This window comes from Pseudomonas sp. NFACC08-1 (assembly GCF_900106735.1).
Taxonomy (GTDB): Bacteria; Pseudomonadota; Gammaproteobacteria; order Pseudomonadales; family Pseudomonadaceae; genus Aquipseudomonas; species Aquipseudomonas fluorescens_Q.
Map to the genome: position 1 here is coordinate 72,507 of NZ_FNNL01000021.1, position 17,158 is coordinate 89,664.

The following is a 17,158-nucleotide window of genomic DNA, read 5'->3' on the forward strand; positions in this document are numbered from 1 at the left end:
CCAAGGTTGAGGTTTGAGAGCCTTCCTGTAGAAAGGGGCTCCGCTCGGAGTCATGGACATACCCTGAGCATGATGCTGGATGAGCAACCGTACACCAAATCTCTCGCCGTAGAGATCGAGGGTTGGACTATATAGAGCTTGCGTGAGGCCTCTGCTACGCATCCACACTCAATTGCCGCAATGAAGTATTTGAGTTGTCGTAAGGTTTGTGCCGCCCCCGGCTTGCTAAGCGACGGCTCAATAAAGGTGAGTTCCACTGGCCCACGTATTCGGCACGGCTCGGAAGTCTAAATCTAAGCCGAGCAATGCCCGCTTGTGTCAAATCGCATACGCCCGACCATGAAGTGCCTTAACCAGGCATGGACGTCCATAAGTACCGCGTCTTGCAGGCGCTGGAGATCGTACGTCATTTGCTGCATCAGGTTGTCCCCGCGCAACGTTACTTGTTTGGTAAGCGTCCGGCCAACTCACCTTCCTGACTCCGACTCCAAAGGCGATGGCGTCCACCTAAGCGGACGCAATCACCCTTAATGCTGGAGTTCGGTAGGTGACTTGGCCGGACGCCTAGTGCGCCAGTTAAAGCTGGCGGAGGATAGTCGATGAAAGTTCGATACTGGTAAGAAATGGCGAATCAACCAGGCCCCGAGTCATGCATGTTGCACCGTGAGGTGCAGGGTGAAGCGTTGACAGGGGAAACCGATGGGCCAGCCATTGAGCCGCGTAATCAGGAATTCGGGATGCCGATGCTGTTAAGCGAAGCAGAAGGCAATACGGAGCATGGCGTTATACGCCAGTCATGCTCTGATCCCGCGCGGTCGGAGACCCTGTGCACGTCGGGAAGTCCTTCGCACAGAAACTGGGAGATCTCAGCGGCGCCCGGTGCGCAAGCACCGGGCGGAGCAGGAAAGGCCAAAAGCCGAAACCCTGCTGTCTACGCCGCCGAGAAGTCGGATACGTCCGTAGTACCTGAGAAGCCATCGAACAAAGGGTCTGGCCCTGCGGAGATAGTGGGGGAAAGGGACGTAGCCAAGGGAAACACCAACAAGCCTCCCGCGCCCCGGACACTGAGCCGGATCAGTTGCGCGTCGATGGGACTTGAAGGTGTACGTGAAGCAGCCCGAAGGAACAAGGGCATGCAGTTCACGGCTTTGCTGCACCACATCACACCGCAGTTATTGGCGCAGAGTTTTTATGCCCTGCACCGCGATGCAGCGGTAGGCGTGGACGGCATGTCGTGGTGGGAATACGAGGAAGGTCTTCTCCAGCGGGTAACTGATTTGCACGCAAGGCTCCACGGTGGAGCCTATCGAGCAACGCCATCGCGGTGGGTCTACATTTCCAAAACTGATGGCAGGCAACGCCCGTTGGGCATTGCCTCTCTGGAGGACAAGATCGTACAGCAAGCAGCCGTTACCGTTCTGAATGCGATCTATGAAGAGGACTTTCTGGGACTCTCGTATGGGTTTCGGCCGGGACGTAGCCAGCACGATGCGCTGGATGCGTTGACGGTCGCGTTGAAGGGCCAGAAGGTGAACTGGATATTGGATGCGGATATCACGTCGTTCTTTGATGAGATCGACCATGAATGGATGCTGATGTTTCTGGGACACCGGATTGCAGACTGGCGCCTGCTCGGGCTTATCTGCAAATGGCTTCAGGCGGGTGTTATGGAAGATGGCCGTAGGGTAGCTGCGACCAAGGGGGCGCCCCAAGGCGCAGTGATATCGCCATTGCTGGCGAATATCTATCTTCACTACGTGTTGGATCTGTGGGCAAGGCAGTGGGCCAGCGGCATGCCCGTGGCGATGTAATTATTGTGCGTTACGCGGACGACAGCGTGGTGGGCTTCAGGACGAAAGTGCAGGCTCAGCAGTTTTTGGTGCAATTGCAGGAACGGTTGGCCAAGTTCGGTTTATCGCTCAACGCCTCGAAAACACGACTGATTGAGTTCGGTCGTTTTGCTGCGAGAAATCGTAGGAAGCGAGGTTTAGGTAAACCGCAGGCCTTTGACTTCCTGGGCTTCACACACTGTTGTAGTACCAACAGAAACGGTGGCTTTCAATACTGCGACTGACGGTCAAGAAGCGAATGCGTGCGACGCTGCTGGCCATTCGGGATGAGCTGAAACGTCGACGTCATGAACCCATCCGGGTTCAAGGGCAATGGCTCACTCGGGTGGTGAGCGGTTACTTCAATTACCATGCGGTGCCGGGAAACCTGATACGTCCTGGCGGTTTTCGTTTGGCGGTATGTCACCTGTGACGGCAAGCCCTCAAACGTCGCAGCTAGCGTAATCGGCTTCAATGGTCACGCTATGGACGCCTTGCTGACCTCCACATACCTAGACCCAGAAATGCACATCCTTACCCTGAAGATCGCTTCGCGTCACGTACCCAAGGCAGGAGCCGTATGCGGTAGTTCTGCACGTACGGATCTGTGCGGGGGGCGGCAGGTAACTGCCGTCCCTATCGCGACCGATGTGCCGGCATAAACTATGCCTCAATCAGTTTACAGTTTTGACTCAAATACTTGACGAAGCATCCGCCGCATCACTTTGCCGCTGCTCGTTTTGGGCAAATCTTCGACGATTTGGAACAGGCGGGGCACCTTGTACGCCGCCAGTCGATCACGGCAGTGGCGCTCTATTTGTTGAGTGTCAATCTCGTATCCGATTTTGGGCACAATGTAGGCCTTGGCTAGCTCGCCTTTGACCTCGTCCAATACGCTTCCTACCGCAACCATCGCCACCGAAGGGTGCTCCGCAATCACGCGCTCAAGCTCAGCCGGATAGATGTTGAAGCCCGCAGTAATGAACATGTCCTTGAGGCGGTCAACGATGTAAATAAAACCCTCAGAGTCCATTCTTGCCAGGTCGCCGGTACGAAGCCAGCCTTCATCTGTTTTTGTTTCGGCTGTTGCATCAGGGCGCCCCAAGTAATGCTTCATTACTACTGGGCCGCGAATCTGAAGCTCGCCTATTTCACCGAGCGGCAGGGTATCCCCGTCAAGCTCAAGCTGGGAAATTCGCGCTTCCAGATGAGGAAGGGCTACGCCAATGGATCCCAGTCGGCGCTCACCATAGAAAGAGTGGGTTGTGCCTAATCCGCCGAGCTCGGTCATTCCCCACAATTCCAGAAGTCGGCAACCTAATGCGCGCTCGACTTCTTCCATTGCCGTATAGGGCATCGTTTGTCCTCCTACTGTACATCGCGTTAACGAAGACACGTCGTAGGCGCCGAGATTAGGGTAATTGAGAAGATAGATGTACATGGTAGGCACGCCTTCTAAGAGGGTCGCACCATAGGTTTGAATGCTGGATAAAACAGCTTCTGCATCAAATGTTTTATGCAATACCAGTGTCATTCCGTATGCAATCGCTGAGTTCATGACTACGTTCCCATAGACATGAGACAGTGGCAGCGCGCTGACCGCAGTGTCAGACGCTGTACGTAAATGCATTGTTGCAGTCATGGAAACGTTTGTGAGAATGCATCTATGTGAAAGCACTGCGCCTTTGGGTTGTCCTGTTGTGCCAGACGTGTAACCAATGGTCGAAATATCATCTTTTTGAATGCCCGTAACTGGATATTCACGTACTGCAATGTTGGCATCGACCAACAGATTGAACTGTTGCATCCCCGCGACAGTTACGCCGTCGAAAGAGATTAGTGCTGTAACTTCCGTTGGCCCGATATGCTCCTGTAAAGCCAACAGTTTGTCTGAAGTAGAAAATACTGCCACTGCGCCACAGTTTTTTATCGCAAACGCCGCTTCACAGGCGGTAAGCATCATATTGAGTGGGTTGACGATCGCACCTATTTTTAAGATGGCGTAGTAAGTGATGACCCACTCTGGTGAGTTGGATGAGTAAATCGAAACTACATCCTCTCGCTTCACACCCATCGACTCTAAACTTGCAGCCAGGCGGGATGACTGCACGTCGATATCTAGGAAAGACCAACATTTGCCTTCGAAAATAATCGCAGGTTTATTGCCGAAGCGTGCAGCTGATTGCCCAACCCAATTTCCGATTGAATGTTCCATAGTCGATCTCCTATCGGATCATTGCGCGGCTTTTAATAAAACTGTTTGCATGTTTGTGTATTCTGCGAGGCCATGAAGGGAGTTCTCAATTCCCATGCCCGAGTTCTTATGTCCTCCAAAAGCAACGTGTGGAGAAAATTGGTGAGCGTGATTAATCCATACCGTGCCAGATTCGATCTGCTTTGCGACTCTTTGTGCTGCATCCAAGTCTTTGGACCAAATGGTTGCTGCCAATCCATACTCCGAGCTATTGGCCTGCTTTATTACATCCTCCAAATCACGATATTTGATCATTGGAAGCACTGGGCCAAATGCCTCCTCTACGACGCAGCGAGCGTCAGCCGGGGGATTGTCGATGATCGTGACTGGAATGAAGTATCCCTTTCTTTCCTCAAGCTCACCTCCCATGAGGAAGGAGAAACCTCTGGTTTTGCAGTCCAGGAGTAGATCTTTGACTTTGTTGAACTGCATCCTGTTTTGCAAAGGGCCGAGCGCGACTTCCGGATCAGCGCCATTGCCCATTTTAACTGTACCTGCATACGCGACGAGTTCCCGAGCTACTTCGTCGTAAATATCCTCATGAACGTAGAGGCGTTTTGTGGCCACGCAAAATTGTCCGCTATTAGCAAATGCCGCCCAAAACAAATCTTGTGCGATAGCCTTCGGATCTACATCGGGAAATACGATTGCGGGATCATTACCCCCGAGCTCCAGCGTGAGGCGTTTGAGATTGGTGGAAGCGCTCTGCATCACTCGTTTACCCGTCGCGGTAGAGCCAGTGAATGAAATTTTTCCAATGTCCGGATGCTCGGTAATTAGTTGCCCGAGCTCGTTTCCTCCCGACAGCACATTCAGCACTCCGGGGGGCAAGATCTTGTTTGCGAGTTCACCAAACCAGAGGGTACAAAGCGGGGTGAAAGGAGATGGCTTCAGCACCATTGTATTACCGGCTAGCAGTGCGGGAGCGACCTTCCAGATTGCAAGCAGAAGTGGGAAGTTCCATGGAGTGATTGCACCGATTACACCGATCGGAGTATGACGGCTTACGATTAATTCGCCAGTTACCCCCTGAGGGAACTCGTCTTCGAGTGACTGTTTGGCTATTTCACGGCACCAATGAATGCAACCGTCAATTTCCCATTCAGCCCCAGACCGTCCCTTACCCTGTTCGGTGGTTAGGAGTGTGATGAACGCTTCACGTTGTTCCTCAATAATATCCCCGAATGCGGCTACCAGCTTTTTTCGCTGTTCGATGGGGGTTACTCGCCAGTCTGTGAATGCGATCTTTGCTGCTTGGACAGCCTCCTCAAGCTGCGTGCGCGAAGCCAGGGGGTATTCACAAATAGGCTCCTCAGTCGCCGGGTTGATAGCGAAAGCCGTCTCAAGGGATTCTTCAGCGCGCCCATTGATGGACAGTTTAAAAGTTTGCAGCTTCATGAGAATTTTCCTTAGGCTTTTTCGGCCATTGTTTTTGTAGGGGTAAATTCTTCTTAACTCTTTGCGACAAATCCATCCGCCGGGCATGGAACGCTGGACAGAGGGAATCTCTACGCCTCGGTGGATGGCGTGGTGAGCAATACGCTTGCCCACTAGAACAATCGACGTAGCGTTGCTCTTTGTTGGCAGGTCGGTTGATTGATCTTGTATCAAACGTGGAGGAGGCTATAGAGCGGTTAGGGTCAAAATCGAGCCGAAACGGCCAATGTGGGATGTTTTAGATAAGGCGTTTGGAGCGAAACAGCTATGCCTGGCAGCCCTCTAATTGTCATGGAGATAGCAAATCGAGCGGTCATAGTGGGCCTTTAGCTACCAGTCAACCTGGCGCTGCGGTAGGCGCCATCGGTTAGCACCGCAGATCTTAACCACGCGCCTCCTACTGAATTTTACCGGAGGTTGGGGAAGCTTACTTTGGGCTGAGGTTTGACCCGCAGGAGGCTGCCAGCGAGTATGGCGACCCATATACTCTTGCTGGTAGATGGCGTCCGAGGTGAATCATGACCATTCAGTCAAAAAAACACGCTACGTTGACACCTGTTCATCTTTGCGCGTGCATTACAAGCTATCTGGAGCAAGCAGGTATCCCATTAGACGATGTGCTATTTGGAACCGGCCTCAAACCGCTCGACTTTGAAAAGTCAGCAAAAATGGTCGACCTCGATCAGGAGCAACTTTTGCTCTCGAATGCATTGAGGCTTTCAGGATGTCCATTTCTTGGCTTGGACATCGGATTGGCTGCACGGATTTCTTCATATGGCCTCCTGGGGTACGCCATGATGACGGCAGCAGACCTGCGTAGCGGTCTTCAAATTCCCATAACACTGCCAGCGTTGCTAGGTACCTACTTCTCGCTGAGCCTGGTCGTTGACGGTGAGAAGGTTCAATTGCGCGCGGATCACTGCAGGGCGCCAAAAGAGCTTGAGCCGATCTTGACTGAACTCTGCCTTGGCTCGTTCAAAACCATCATGAGCGATATGGTGGGAAGCTCGTTTGAGTTGGTTCAGGCGTGCTTCAGGTATGAAAGCTTTGAGGGAGCGTCAGAGGCTTACCGAGATGCCTTTGGCTGCGAGGTTCAGTTTGAATATTCATGCTCGATGATCGTCTTCGACACAGCGGCTTTGGACATTTGCTTGCCTCTGGCCAACAGTCTCTGCCACCGAAAAATTCTAGAGCTCTGTCAGCATGAGAATCGAGACCTTGTTTCCAACAGGGAATGGTTGGAGAAACTGCGAACATTCCTCGCTCTCAACTTAAAGGAGCCGCCAGCTTTCGACGCGCTCGCTCAACAGATGCACTGCTCGTCTCGCACTCTTCGTCGGCAACTGGATGGACAGCATACGAGCTACCGGCAGCAGCTCGATGAGCTGCGATTTGCGAAAGCCAAGGCCTTATTGAGCTCTGAGAGCGGAACCATCGACCAGATTGCGGAGCAGGTCGGTTTTAGTGATGGTGCTGCTTTGCGGAGGGCTTTCCGCAGGTGGTGCGGACTATCTCCAAAGGTGTTTCGTTCCTAGGCGGCCAGCCGATTGGACACTTTCGGCCCGGTTTTGACCTCGTTCGCTATATAGCGTGCTCCGGCACCTACCGCAGAATCATTACCAAGAGGTTTGAGTATCGATTTGCAGAACAGGGCATAACCGGAATGAAGACTATCTACAGCGCACAGCATAGCGGGCATTTCGGACGGTCAGAGCTGATTGATGGCGTGTTCCATTCAAGTTTTGAATGTCCTGCTCGCGCTACCCGGATTCTAGAGATGGTCAAAAGCCGCAACGTAGGCCCTGTGGAAGAACCACGTGATTTTGGTCTATCACCCATACTGCGTATCCATGGTTGCGAATACATTGATTTCCTTGAAGGAGCGCGGGGGCGCTGGACGGCAGAAGGCAACAATTTCGATCTGCTTTCCCAGATTTCGCCGTTCAATGCCCAACAAGGGGCTGCGAACTCCTCACAAAATCTCTTCGCGCAAATGGGGCGCTACAGCTTCGATATGGTGACCCCCATCACCGAAGCAAATTGGGTCGCGGCATACAGCGCTGCGCAGGTGGCATTGACCGCCCAAGAAGAAATCAGCAATGGAGCAGCTTCTGCCTTTGCGCTGTGTCGTCCTCCAGGGCATCACGCTGGTGCTGACTACCTTGCCGGTTTTTGCTATTTAAACAATGCGGCTATTGCTGCTCAGGCGTTTCTAGATAACGCTACACGGGTATCTATCCTAGATGTCGATTACCATCATGGTAATGGAGCCCAGGACATTTTTTATCGAAGGGATGATGTCCAATTCCTATCAATACATGGGCATCCCTCCTATGAATATCCCTCGACACTTTTATAGATGATCCAATCTCGAAGTTTAAGTTGGATAGTATTGGCTGCAAGGTAATGGGGCAATTTATAGGAGCTCTGGGGCTTGCTACACTCTTCGTCCAAGAGGGTGGGGGTGCCGTAGGTGATATCGGTAGGGATGTAACTAATGTCTTGCTGGGCCATTGCGACGCTGCGTGACCAGCTCTGTTCAGATAGATGCTATGTGTAATGTCTGGTAACGATCTTAAGCTGAGCGATACACATGGCTAAGCAACGATAAAGAATTAGAAAAAATCGAATCGCTTCATTTTGTTTTCTCTGCCGTCAAAAATAAATATTACTCATATGGCGAGGTTGTTATGCAAGATAATACTGATGGGATCTTTAGGGCCCGCCCGATTCAAAAAGTCGCTGCGTTAGTCATACCTTGTCTGGCTAGTTTACCTATTATGGTGATGCCCTTCATATTTGGTGCGGTCATTGATCAAGTACAGGTCGACTCATCCAACGCGACCTATGCCACCAGTGCTGAAATCTCCATGATCGCGTTAGCATCGCTTCTGGTTTCAATTGCGCTGAAGGTGCTCCCTCCGAGATTAACTGCGTTGATAGGTTTATCGCTTGCAGCAATTGGACATTTTCTCTCAATCGGAAGCACGTCGCTTGAGCCAATGATTATTGCCAGAGCGATAGCGGGGTTCGGTGAAGGATTATGCATGGGGATGGGCTTTGCTACCCTGGCCCAGATTATCGGCGGCACAAGGTTACTTGCTTATTCATCGGGCATTGTTGCAGCGGCATCACTCATCTCTTTTATTACGGTGCCTGCTTTACAGTCCCATCTTGGATCCAGCTCTATTTTTTGGTTCATGCTCGTGGTCACTTTGATCTGTTTTCCACTGTTCATATGGATGCCCATAGCAAAACTTAAGCAATTGCCCAATGCAGCAGGTGGCGTTTATGCCCTGTTTAATATAAAGAGCTTTTCACTTTTTCTTGTGGCGTTTTTAGCAAGCTCTGGATCGAATACGCTTTGGCTTTATTTTGAGCAGGTTGGTCATTCGGTGGGGATGGATTTGGCCGCTATAGGAAAACTCGGATCATTTTCATCCATTCCTACCCTTCTCGTTCCGTTTGTTGCAAATTTTATATTTGCGCGAAATAAAACGGTTGTGCCAATTGCCGTAGCCTGTTTGCTTTCCGGTATTGCATCATACTTTTATGGCGCACCACCATCAGTAATTGCCTTTTGTTCCGTGGTTGTAATTATGTCGTTCCTCTATGTTTTCCTTATAGCATATATTCGGATGTTTTCGGCGCACTTAGATAGTAGTGGTCGCACCACGGCTGCAGTCGGTGGGGCCGACTCGCTTGGAATGGTCGTTGGCCCATTAGTCGCCGCATTCACGCTCAATTTAACTACAGGTTTCTCGTCGTTAAGTTCCTTCGGTCTTGCTTTGCAATCGTTGTGTGTAATTCCTTGTCTGGGTTTCCTTTTCTATAAAGCATCGCGGCATACACGCAGTGTCGGGAACGCCTGATTTGTAGGTGGACTGGAGAAATTATGAAGTCGATCGTTGAGCAATCTTTGTCGTCCACAAAGTTCATGCCTTTTTGGCTCGATAGCCCGGACGCTCCGAGCGCTTCGCCAGCATTCAGTGGCTCTCAAGAAGTGGATCTGGTGGTCATTGGGGGCGGGTTTACTGGCTTGTGGACGGCCATTCTCGCAAAGGAAGCGAATCCCACTTGGTCGATTATAGTTTTGGAGGCTGGGCGAGTAGCACATGGAGCATCTGGGCGCCCAGGTGGAATCATTTCCACGTCAGTTATGCACGGTTTGGCGAACGAAGATCGAGTCTTTCCCGACGACATCGATATCCTTGAAAGACTGGGTATGGAGAATCTTGACGGATTCAAGAAAGCGTTGGCGGATTATGGGATTGACGCCGATGTCGAGTGGAATGGTGAGATGACCATTGCCGTAAAGCCGGAGCATGTAGCTGACCTAAAAGAAGAATATGAACTGCATCTAAAACACGGGCATGAGGTGCAGTTTCTTGACGCAGAGCAGACAAGGAAACAGCTCAAATCGCCTATGTTTGTAGCCGGTATGTGGTCGCAAAAACGCAGTGGTATCATTAATCCTGCCAAGCTGGCTTGGGGGCTCAAGGCTGCGGCGATCAAATTAGGCGTACAGGTGCATGAAAACTCCAAGATGACCGAGTTATCTGAACTAGCAGATGGAATGCTGGTTCGTACTGAAGGAGGGAAGATATCAGCTCCTAAGGTTTTCCTGGCTACGAATGCGTGGCACGCTGGACAGCGTGATATTAAGCGCAGAATTATTGCTGTTCGCGACCATGTACTGGCTACCGAGCCTCTTTCACAGGAACAGCTAGCGCGTATAGGTTGGGGCAATCGTCAGGGTGTTTATGATACTCGGACGCAGCTCAACTACATGCGACTAACAGCAGATAATCGAGTTATTTTTGGTGGTAGTGTTAGCTATCATTTTAACGGTGATACGGCTCCTAAATGTGATGCCAGAGCTGATACTTACTATAGCCTGGCTGAGGCGTTTTATACAACATTTCCAAGCTTAAAGGACGTTAGATTCAGTCACGCATGGGGTGGGCCTATTGATTATTCGATGCGTTTTTCGGTTTTCTTCAGAAAATATTTTTCTGGGAAAGTTGTATATGCGGGTGGGTACACCGGGTTTGGTGTCGCAGGAAGTCGATTTGGCGCATCAATGGGGCTGGGGATACTCACCAATAATCCCGACCCGATTTATAAGCTGGCTATCGCCATAGAGCCTTCCGGATATATACCTCCGGAGCCTTTCCGTTGGATTGGCGCAAAAATCACATTCGCCGCTCTAAGTAAAGTAGATGAGAAGGGTGGGTGGCGCCGTTTATGGCTCAATTTTGTAAAGGTGCTGGGTTTCCCTTTCTGATACCCGATTCGCTAGTTTATATAGGCGTGTAGAGAGACTTTGTAATGACTAAAAATATTATTGTGGTGGGCTCGGGTATCTCCGGCCTTAGCGCTGCTTATGACCTGACCAAGGCTGGTCACAAAGTTACTGTGCTTGAGTCGACGGCGACAGCCGGTGGTCGTATGGCCGATGTTGACATGAAAGGCCTTAATGTTCATTCGGGAGCCACCATTATCTGGGACAACTTTAAAGATATGATGGGGCTCATCAATGAACTCGGAATGAAAGATCAATTGGTGTCATGGACGCGTGATGCTACGCGTGTTGATAATGGGCAAAAAGTCTACGATATCCAGTACCATTTCAGTGTGAGTAACATGTTGACGCACCCTGCCTTTGGTACTGCAACAAAGCTTAAGCTGGCTAAATTACTGCCAGATATCATTCGCAGTGGTTTGAAAACTGATCCTTGTTTTATGCATACGGCTGCGGAGTTCGATACTGAGTCCGTTGCGGAATATTTGACTGATAAGGGCGTTGTTGATTTTCTCGAAAATTATATTGAACCCTTGTTTCGCGCGCCATGGAATTGGGAGCCGGAAGAGTTTTCCAAGGCTTACCTGCTGACCATGATGGGGCATTTGCCTACTGCGAAGACCCATACATTTAAATATGGTATCGGCTCGTTAACGCGCGAGTTGGCGAAGCACGTTGACGTTAAGTACCAGACAAAAGTCCTCAGCATCGTTGAGAAGCAAGGTGCTGGGTGTGACGTCCAGATCGAGAACAACGATGGGACACATATTCTTCAAGCTGATATCGTGGTATTTGCGGCACCTGCGGATCGAGCCAGTGCATTAGTATCGACTCTAAATAACGAGGAAAAAGCATTCTTCGAGAGTGTGAGATACAACGAGTGCGGCATTGTTTATTATGTGCTGAATAAGCCTTTGGAGCAAAAGCTGCAATGGTACACGCGCAAGCATCCGTCCCCCGTCGTTTTCTATGCGCAAATTCCTGAGGATGAGCATGTTCCCGAAGGCCACCGCCAGCCACCTCACCTGTATCTTGAACTGACACCTCAACAGCGAGATCGAGCTGTTGCAGAGGGTGGGACAGGTTACCTTAAGCAGTATGTCCATCAGTTTGCCAAGGATATGTATCCAGCTGTTGATGAGGACACCGTTGAAGTTATTGAACAATGGATTCCTCAGATGTTGCCTCTTTGGTATCCAGGATACGCTAAAAAAGTTGCTGCTTTTATCGAGACGTACGAAGCTGCCCCACGGTCTATATATTTCGCAGGCGATTATCTGGCTCATTCGCATACCGGAGGCGCGTGTGCGAGTGGTCGTCGCGCCGCACGTTTGATTCAAAAGCACTGGAATTAAGCAGGGACGCCGACGGGATTCGTCGGCATCCTCATGGGGTAAGTAAGCCAATGCGAAACCAACTTTATATTGATGGGAAGTGGAAGTTTGGCGGCGGACAGCGTTGGGATGTAATCAACCCGGCCACAGAGGACGTTGTTGCTACCATAGCCCTTGCTAGTGAGCAAGACGCCGATAGTGCTGTTGAAGCTGCTTCAAAGGCTTTTCCTTCTTGGAGGCGCACTTCCGCCGAGCAAAGATCTGCTCTCCTTTTGTCAGTAGCGTACAAAGTGAGAGACTATCGCGACGCGTTGATAGCGTTGCAGATGGAAAGTAGCGGAAAACCGTATTATGAAGCTGAAATTGATGTCGTCGCCGTTGCGGAAACTTTTGAATTTTACGCGGAGCTACTTCATTCACATCCAGATCGATGTGGCGTCGATTTGAAGGTGGAAGGCTTTTACGCTGAAGTGCTTGCAGAGCCTGTAGGTGTCGCTGCTTTGATCGTGCCTTGGAATTTTCCAATGGTCACCACTTCATGGAAGCTTGCTGCTGCGCTTGCTGCGGGTTGTACGGCGGTGGTCAAACCGTCTGAATACACGCCATTAGCTGAATTGGCGTTGGCAGATATTATGGCTGAAGTTGGATTTCCTCCTGGGGTGGTGAACTTTGTACCAGGATTGGGGGAAGTGGTTGGTACGAAGCTAATATCAGACCCCCGTGTCCGTAAGGTTTCTTTTACCGGCAGCGGCTCGGTTGGAAAATCAATATTGACGCAGACGGCCAGATCTGTGAAGAACGTCAGTCTTGAATTAGGTGGGAAATCTCCAATAATAGTGTTTGAAGACGCTGATATCGATGTTGCCTTGGATCTAGTGGTTGCGGGGATTTTTTATAATGCTGGCCAGGTCTGCTCCGCCACATCTCGCTTGCTCATTTCGGAGAGCATACGAGATAAGTTTGTCGAACTGTTGCTAAGCAAGATCGCTGAGGTCGTAGTGGGTAGTCCGCGCTCTGGCGAAACAACGATGGGACCTTTGATTTCGAAACTACATTATGATCGTGTTTTGGCCATGGTCAATCAAGCAAGAACTGACTCAAACGCAAACATTATGGCGGGAGGCAAAAGGCCGCCGGGAGTTGGTGCGCGTGGGTTTTTCTTTGAACCCACCCTCATAGAAATTTTCTCGCATGAATGTGAGATATGGAATCAGGAAGTATTTGGCCCTGTTCTATGTTTTATGGTCTTCCATTCAGAAGAAGAAGCTATCGCTTTAGCTAACTCTTCAGTGTACGGCCTAGCTGCTACGGTAGTAACCGAATCCGGCGAACGCGCTGAAAGGGTTGTAAATAACCTAGAAGCCGGCTTTATTACTGTTAATGCGCCACAAATAGTTAGCCCCAGATTGTCATGGGGGGGCTATAAGGAAAGTAGTCAGGGTAGGGAGTTAGGCCCTTATGGGCTTGCGTCCTTTCAAGAGATAAAGAGCGTTATAAAAGCTCAGCGATAAGAATTTTACAATAAAAATCTCGTGTATCGTCTGCGGGAACGCCCTTCGCTGTTTAGAAACTGCCCCAATGTAAATAAAATCAAAGAGAGGCTAATATGCGATTTGCGAGACTTGTGCTGGTAGTAGGTGTTACTGTTCCTTTTGTTTCCGCTCATGCTGTGGAACTTAATGAAAATTGGTCGTTGTTGCTCAATGTCGGAGCGTTCTCGGAGTATAGCTCACGAGGAATATCGCAAACTCAGCGTAACCCCGCTATCCAGGCTTCCGCAACCATTGCACATTCTAGCGGGCTATACGCTGGGCTGTGGACTTCCAATGTTGACTTTGGGGGTGGGTTAGGTGCACGTCAAGAGGTAGATTATATAGCGGGTTACCTATGGCAGCCTTCAGATAAGGTTAGTCTTGATTTGGGGTATATTAAATATACATATGATAAAAGTTCGTTGTTGAATCTTAGTGAAACATATGCAGTGCTTACAGCATATGATTTTGTGTTGGGTGCCAGCTATTCTAGCGATAACTTTGGTGATCAATCAGCGTTGTATGAGTTCGTAGGTTATAAGTTTGTGCTACCTTATGATACTGCGTTAGATGTACGTTACGGGCGGGCAGATTTTAAAGACCCGGTTCTTGTTTCCAACGACGGGAAAGGTTCAGATTCTTATCGTGAATGGGAAGCGAAACTCTCGCGCGATTTCGTGGGGGTGAAGTGGTCTTTGAGCTATATCGATACCGACCTATCTGAAGCACAATGTCAGTCGTATATATTTTACAAGGATGTTTGCTCTGCTAGGTTTGTTGTCGGCGCGAGTAAGAGCTTTTAAGGCGTCGGCGTTTCTTGTTGACTAGTTTGCGGGTCTAAAGCCGTCGGCTCGAGTAGAACTTTCTCAAATTCTCCAGAAGGGTATATGATGTCTAAGTCGGAACTTGATCTTTGCTATCTCACTGCCACGGAGGCCGTGGCGCAATTTAAAGCGAAAACGCTATCCCCAGTCGATGTCTTGCGCGCTCAAATTGCGCGCATCGAAGCCGTGAATTCGAAACTTAACGCCATAACCTACACTCATTTTGATCGCGCGCTCAAAGAGGCTCAAGTTGCGGAGGGCCTCTACATGCGTGGCGTGGCGACTCGGCCGCTCGAAGGCGTCACCTGCGCAATAAAGGATGGCAATCCGATCAAGGGCGAGATCATGACCGTTGGCTCGAAGGCCTTCGCGGATTTCATCCCGGATGAATCGGCTCCGACCGTCGAGCGCCTAATAAATGCCGGGGCCATCGTCCATTGTCGCACCACGATGTCTGAGTTTGGTCATTCCGCGATCACCAAGAGTCCGTTGTGGGGTGTGACACGTAACGCCTGGAACCCTGAATATAGCAGCGGAGGCTCCAGCGGCGGCGCTGGATCGGCTCTCGCTGCGGGAATGACAACCTTGGCGGACGGTACTGATGGTGGCGGTTCAATTCGAGTTCCAGCGGCTCTTGGAGGGCTGTTTGGATACAAGCCACCCTTCGGACGAAATCCTGTGGACACTCTCTCGCCCGGGGAGACCCTGATGCACTACGGTCCTTTGGCTAGATCGGTCGCAGATTGCGCTCTGATGCAGAACGTTATGTCGGGTCAGCACCCAAAAGATCTCTACTCGTTGCCGGATCAAGTCGTTCTACCCACGTTTGGCGAAAGCCTTCGCGGAAGGCGGATCGCGTTGTCGATGAATCTCGGGTTTTATGAGGTCTCTAAAGAGGTTCGTGAAAACACCTTAGCGGCGGCGGAAATTTTTCGCGGTCTTGGCTGTATCGTGGAGGAGATTCAACTGCCTTGGGAACGGGCATCCGTAGAGGACGCCTGGCTTATCAAATGGCAGGCCCTACTATGGGCTCAGTGCGGCGACCTGCTGCCCGAATTTCGGAATGACCTCGATCCTTTCGTTGTGGAACTCATGGAACAGGGAAGCCATCTCGACCTCAGGCGCTTTTATCGTACCAATCAAACGAAGCATGAGATGCATCAGGCGCTTGTGGCTGCGATGTCGGGTTATGACCTTCTTATCGCACCAACTACGGCAACGACCCAGATCCCAGCAGATCGCCACGACGCGGACCCTCTGCTAATAAATGGCAAAGCGATCGATAGGCCCTATGTAGGATGGTTGCTGACGACCCCCTTCAATCTTCTCAGCCAGTATCCAGTCTTCAGCGTCCCGTCTGGGGTAGATCAGACCACCTCAATCCCAACGGGCCTTCAAATTATCGGGCCGGCTTACGATGACTTGGCGGTGTTCAGCGCTGCATACGCTTTTGAGGCTGCTACCCAGCCCTGGAGCTTCCGACGACCGCTCTTGTGATTGACGCGCTCATGCATGTCAAACGGCATGCAAGTTGCCGCCGAAGCACGAAAGGACTTCCATGCCAGAGGCGACGGAATGAACGTGCAATAGTAAGGGGCGGTCAACCACGCCACCAAGGGCCGAACAGGTTATGCCGCCAGTAGGCGTCAGAGTCTCGTCGAATCTCACAAAAGCAGAAATCTCTCCTCAAGAGGGCAGTAACCGCAAGTCCCGGACGGAATCCGGGGCTTGCGGCTGGCAGTGCGCAGGCATCGACGGCGTCTGCGACATGGACGAACGCGGAGCCGGGCACGCTGATGGAGCGGGTGCTCGCGGTTCCATCCTGTAATAAACGAATTGTGCCCCCTCGTCCGCAGGACAGCATCACTCGGTTTTCACCGCCATCAAAGCGTTCAATTCGCCGTATGTGTGGGCTTTCAAGGTTTGGGTGTCGAGTTGGCCATTGTCCAGGAAGCTGCGGACCAATGCTCCCATGGCACCGTGCAGAAACTCGGCGATGCTGGAGCCCGCGCTGAGTCGTCTAACGCCCAGGCGCTTCAATTCGTCGGGGGAGGGCAGTCCGTCCCGGGACAGCAGGTTGACGGGTAGTCTGGTCTCCTGGCAGAGGGTGGCAATTTCGTTCGGATCGACCACGCCAGCGGCAAACAGGCCGTCCGCCCCGGCGCTGGAATACAGTGCGGTGCGCTTCAGGAGTTCCTCCAGGCGTTGTTCGGCGGGGAAAAGGTTCTTCAGGTAGACGTCGGTCCGTACGTTGATGAACAACTTGACGCCCGCCTGGTTTGCCACCTTTCTCGCGACATCAATCTTGCGAACAAGCAGCTCTGGAGAGCCCAGGCCGTCTTCGATGTTGATCCCGACCGCCCCGGCGGCGATGACTGTGTTGATTACTCGGCCGACCTGCTCCAGCTCATCGGAGTAGCCGCCTTCGATATCCACCGTGAGCGGTACGCTGAGCACCCGTGCCATCGACTTGACGGTGGTGCTCAGCAGGTCGAGAGGCAACTTGTTGCCATCCTGATAACCGTGGGACCAGGCCATGGCCGCGCTGCTGGTCGCTACCGCCTTGCCGCCCAAGCTTTCGACGATGCGCGCACCGCCCGCATCGGCCACATTGGCCAAGACCAGCAGTCCGTTCTGATGCAG

At 51.3% G+C, this 17,158-nt stretch carries 12 protein-coding genes and 2 pseudogenes; 10 read left to right on the top strand and 4 right to left on the bottom strand.

Annotated features, from left to right (window positions below):
- Window positions 1-18: 18 nt before the first annotated feature.
- Window positions 19-242: pseudogene (locus BLU76_RS32035) on the bottom strand (LysR family transcriptional regulator); the annotation flags it as partial.
- An 891-nt stretch (window positions 243-1,133) separates the two neighbouring features.
- Here BLU76_RS32035 and BLU76_RS32460 point away from each other — a divergent pair.
- Together BLU76_RS32460 and BLU76_RS32465 are read left to right on the top strand one after the other, a co-directional pair.
- Window positions 1,134-1,811 carry a reverse transcriptase domain-containing protein gene (locus tag BLU76_RS32460; protein ID WP_371915051.1) on the top strand — a complete coding sequence of 226 codons (678 nt, stop codon included), beginning with the start codon at window positions 1,134-1,136 and terminating at the stop codon, window positions 1,809-1,811.
- Window positions 1,812-1,816: 5 nt separating this feature from the next.
- Entirely contained in the window at window positions 1,817-2,074 is a 258-nt protein-coding gene (locus BLU76_RS32465; RefSeq protein WP_371915052.1) for a reverse transcriptase domain-containing protein, read from the top strand.
- A 434-nt stretch (window positions 2,075-2,508) separates the two neighbouring features.
- Here the strand turns inward: BLU76_RS32465 and BLU76_RS28630 are convergent, their stop codons facing one another.
- Together BLU76_RS28630 and BLU76_RS28635 are read right to left on the bottom strand one after the other, a co-directional pair.
- On the bottom strand, window positions 2,509-4,044 hold the full coding sequence (locus BLU76_RS28630) for a class I adenylate-forming enzyme family protein (protein WP_092225474.1): 1,536 nt from the start codon (window positions 4,042-4,044) through the stop codon (window positions 2,509-2,511).
- An 18-nt stretch (window positions 4,045-4,062) separates the two neighbouring features.
- Window positions 4,063-5,481, bottom strand: a complete 1,419-nt coding sequence (locus BLU76_RS28635; RefSeq protein ID WP_092225476.1) for an aldehyde dehydrogenase family protein — start codon at window positions 5,479-5,481, stop codon at window positions 4,063-4,065.
- Window positions 5,482-6,038: 557 nt separating this feature from the next.
- Here BLU76_RS28635 and BLU76_RS28640 point away from each other — a divergent pair.
- From BLU76_RS28640 to BLU76_RS28675, 8 genes and pseudogenes are all read left to right on the top strand, one after another.
- Window positions 6,039-7,055: an AraC family transcriptional regulator gene (locus BLU76_RS28640; RefSeq protein WP_092225478.1), complete on the top strand. Its 1,017-nt coding sequence runs from the start codon at window positions 6,039-6,041 to the stop codon at window positions 7,053-7,055.
- 128 nt (window positions 7,056-7,183) lie between these two features.
- Window positions 7,184-8,049: pseudogene (locus BLU76_RS28645) on the top strand (histone deacetylase family protein).
- Window positions 8,050-8,210: 161 nt separating this feature from the next.
- Entirely contained in the window at window positions 8,211-9,392 is a 1,182-nt protein-coding gene (locus BLU76_RS28650; RefSeq protein WP_072339335.1) for an MFS transporter, read from the top strand.
- A 23-nt stretch (window positions 9,393-9,415) separates the two neighbouring features.
- Entirely contained in the window at window positions 9,416-10,807 is a 1,392-nt protein-coding gene (locus BLU76_RS28655; protein WP_092225480.1) for an NAD(P)/FAD-dependent oxidoreductase, read from the top strand.
- Window positions 10,808-10,851: 44 nt separating this feature from the next.
- Complete coding sequence (locus BLU76_RS28660) at window positions 10,852-12,180, top strand: protoporphyrinogen/coproporphyrinogen oxidase (RefSeq protein ID WP_092225482.1); 1,329 nt, start codon at window positions 10,852-10,854, stop codon at window positions 12,178-12,180.
- A gap of 50 nt (window positions 12,181-12,230) precedes the next feature.
- Window positions 12,231-13,670 (top strand): aldehyde dehydrogenase family protein, encoded by a 1,440-nt coding sequence (locus tag BLU76_RS28665; RefSeq protein WP_092225484.1) that lies wholly within the window; start codon window positions 12,231-12,233, stop codon window positions 13,668-13,670.
- 95 nt (window positions 13,671-13,765) lie between these two features.
- Window positions 13,766-14,494 (top strand): TorF family putative porin, encoded by a 729-nt coding sequence (locus BLU76_RS28670; RefSeq protein WP_092225486.1) that lies wholly within the window; start codon window positions 13,766-13,768, stop codon window positions 14,492-14,494.
- An 87-nt stretch (window positions 14,495-14,581) separates the two neighbouring features.
- Window positions 14,582-16,012 carry an amidase gene (locus BLU76_RS28675; protein WP_170845910.1) on the top strand — a complete coding sequence of 477 codons (1,431 nt, stop codon included), beginning with the start codon at window positions 14,582-14,584 and terminating at the stop codon, window positions 16,010-16,012.
- Between the two features lie 366 nt (window positions 16,013-16,378).
- Here the strand turns inward: BLU76_RS28675 and BLU76_RS28685 are convergent.
- Window positions 16,379-17,158: isocitrate lyase/PEP mutase family protein (locus BLU76_RS28685; protein WP_092225488.1), on the bottom strand; the 780-nt coding region annotated here is incomplete at its 5' end.

Coding starts and splice junctions, on each gene's coding strand:
- BLU76_RS32460 (WP_371915051.1), top strand. CDS start 1,134: ATGCAGTTCACGGCTTTGCTGCACCACATCACACCGCAGTTATTGGCG.
- BLU76_RS28630 (WP_092225474.1), bottom strand. CDS start 4,044: ATGGAACATTCAATCGGAAATTGGGTTGGGCAATCAGCTGCACGCTTC.
- BLU76_RS28635 (WP_092225476.1), bottom strand. CDS start 5,481: ATGAAGCTGCAAACTTTTAAACTGTCCATCAATGGGCGCGCTGAAGAA.
- BLU76_RS28640 (WP_092225478.1), top strand. CDS start 6,039: ATGACCATTCAGTCAAAAAAACACGCTACGTTGACACCTGTTCATCTT.
- BLU76_RS28650 (WP_072339335.1), top strand. CDS start 8,211: ATGCAAGATAATACTGATGGGATCTTTAGGGCCCGCCCGATTCAAAAA.
- BLU76_RS28655 (WP_092225480.1), top strand. CDS start 9,416: ATGAAGTCGATCGTTGAGCAATCTTTGTCGTCCACAAAGTTCATGCCT.
- BLU76_RS28660 (WP_092225482.1), top strand. CDS start 10,852: ATGACTAAAAATATTATTGTGGTGGGCTCGGGTATCTCCGGCCTTAGC.
- BLU76_RS28665 (WP_092225484.1), top strand. CDS start 12,231: ATGCGAAACCAACTTTATATTGATGGGAAGTGGAAGTTTGGCGGCGGA.
- BLU76_RS28670 (WP_092225486.1), top strand. CDS start 13,766: ATGCGATTTGCGAGACTTGTGCTGGTAGTAGGTGTTACTGTTCCTTTT.
- BLU76_RS28675 (WP_170845910.1), top strand. CDS start 14,582: ATGTCTAAGTCGGAACTTGATCTTTGCTATCTCACTGCCACGGAGGCC.